The 597-nt window shown below is 27.5% G+C and carries 1 protein-coding gene; it reads left to right on the plus strand.

Annotated elements, in window-relative coordinates:
* Positions 1-315 precede the first annotated feature (315 nt).
* The coding region (locus ACP5GV_RS08130; RefSeq protein ID WP_428103306.1) for a hypothetical protein at positions 316-597 on the plus strand (282 nt) is incomplete at its 3' end.

Here is a 597-nt window from a genome sequence, read left to right on the forward strand (position 1 = left end):
GTCAAATATAAGCATTACAGTTCTTAATATTTTATCTTTATAATCTCTGCTAATTAAGCATGTATAGCTTATTTTAAGCATTTTTATTAAAAATGTATATTAATGATATTATTTATTATTTTAAAGGCATTGATATAGTAGCTTTAAGTGATAAACACTAAAATCCTTTATATTAGCTAATATGAAGCGAGAGAAATTAGAACAGATTTTTATTTATGCTTATTATTAGTTGATCAAAAATTCCCAAAATTTTATTTACAAAAGTTTTTATATTTATTTGAATATTTAATTAGCTGTAAAAAGAGGTGTATTTATTTGCATACTAAAAGTGTAAGGTGGTTTGTATTTCTTGGAATATTAATACTTGCAGTCTCCTTCGCTCCACAATCTCATGCCATGAAAACAACAAAATATGAAGGACAAACAATCAATACAACTAAGATGCTTACTCCTATAGCAGAGCAATCAGGTCTCAGCGAAAGTGTTGGCATAAATGATAACGGTTCGGCTTTGATAAATGGCAATATAATAGATTATAACTATTCAACAAATGCACTCTTAGGCTACTTTGCATTTTATGGTGGCAGTTTCTACTCT

The organism is Caldisphaera sp., from assembly GCF_049974385.1.
Classification (GTDB): domain Archaea; phylum Thermoproteota; class Thermoprotei_A; order Sulfolobales; family Acidilobaceae; genus Caldisphaera.